Genomic DNA, 1728 nt, shown 5'->3' on the forward strand with positions numbered 1-1728 from the left:
TGGATCCGGCACGCCCCGAGCATCTGGAGGCATTGAAAAACCTGCTGGCACACCATCAAGGCAAGACCGACGCCCTGTATGTACTGGGCGACCTGTTCGAAGCCTGGATCGGCGACGATGATGACACCCCGTTCAATCTCGATGCCATCGCCGCCTTCCGACAGTTTTCTGACAGTGGCAGCAAGCTTTACTTCATGCATGGCAACCGGGATTTCATGCTCGGCAACGACTTTGCGAATGCCTGCGGCGGCACCCTGCTTGACGAAGGCACCGTAGTCGACCTCTACGGCACCGCCGTAATCCTGATGCACGGCGACAGCCTGTGCACCCTGGACACCGCCTATCAACAGTTCCGCACCATGGCCCGCAACCCGCAGTGGCAGCAAGGCATGCTCGCCAAACCGCTGGAAGAGCGACGCATGATCGCCCAGGGCATGCGCATGCAAAGCCAGGGCAACAACGCCAACAAGGCAGAAAACATCATGGACGTCACCCCGGAAGAAGTGGTCCGGGAAATGCAGGAAGCTGGTGTTCAGCACCTGATCCACGGCCATACCCACCGCCCGGACGTCCACGACGTGGACTTGCCTGATGGCACCGGCAAGCGCTGGGTGCTGGGTGACTGGGGGAAGTTGGGATGGCAGATCATCGCAGACAGTGAAAAAGGGCTAAAACTGGAAAGCTTTGAGATTAGTTGACAGTTGATAGTGGACAGTTGACAGCTGCGCGACAAAGTTTTTTGTGGGATGAAACGTAAGAGGCCGCGTCCATGCTTTGGGCGCGGCCTCTTACGTTTCAAAATGATCACAGCAAAATCGCGGGTTTTAGCTGTCAACTGTCAACTGTCCACTATCAACTGTTCCCGGCGTGCCCGAATGAAACCGGAACTCATCATCCGGTGTTTCAATCAATTCCTGCTCTACCGCCTTGAAAAAATCCACCCGTTCCGTAATCGGCCCCTGGGCATATTGCTCGGCCAGTTTCAGATAATCCTCAAAGTGGCGCGACTCGCTTTTCAATAAATAGCGGTAATAGCGCCCCAACTCCGCATCCACATGGGGCGCCAGAGCGGCAAAACGCTCACAGCTACGCGCCTCGATTAGCGCCCCCACAATCATGGTGTCCACCAGGCGCCCCGGCTCAGAGGTGCGGATATGCTGACGCATCCCCTTGGCATAGCGCGCCGGCGTCATGTGGTCGTAGGTGACGTCACGCTGACGCATCAGCTGTACCACCTGCTCAAAATGCAGCAGCTCCTCGCGGGCCAGTTGGCTCAACGTATCCAGTAGTTCCGGGCGGTCCACATAACGAAACATCAGATTAATCGCCGTGCTGGCCGCTTTCTTCTCGCAGTGGGCATGGTCAATCAGCAGAATGTCCGGGTGCTCAAGGGCCCAGTCAACCCAGGCTGGCGGGGTCGGACAGGGAAGGAATGCATGAATATGACTGATATCGTGCATGAGACTCTCTCGTTCAGGGATCGGGAGTATAGCGCACGAGAGACGATCTGATGAATGCTGCGAGGCCCGTATCGGGCCTCGCAGTGTCAGTGGGTTTCAGGTAGCAGGTTACAGGGTAAAAGGTTACGGAGTAGAGGTACGGCTGAGCAGATATTCAACCAGTGCAGCACGCCCCTCCTCGGTTTGCAGCGTTTCATCCGCCACCGAACGCGGGAAGTAGAAACCGTGCGGGGAGTTGATCGGATTGCCCATCTCGTCCTCTCCACGC

2 protein-coding genes are annotated in these 1728 nt (G+C 57.1%); one reads left to right on the plus strand and one right to left on the minus strand.

All coding sequences use genetic code 11. The features are described 5' to 3' along the window. The coding region (locus tag A3730_RS26115) for a UDP-2,3-diacylglucosamine diphosphatase (RefSeq protein WP_197477648.1) at positions 1–698 on the plus strand (698 nt) is incomplete at its 5' end. Between the two features lie 126 nt (positions 699–824). Here A3730_RS26115 and A3730_RS26120 read toward each other — a convergent pair. Next, positions 825–1460: a tRNA-(ms[2]io[6]A)-hydroxylase gene (locus tag A3730_RS26120; RefSeq protein WP_063537429.1), complete on the minus strand. Its 636-nt coding sequence runs from the start codon at positions 1458–1460 to the stop codon at positions 825–827. Positions 1461–1728: the final 268 nt, after the last annotated feature.

It is taken from the genome of Alcanivorax sp. HI0044, assembly GCF_001634945.1.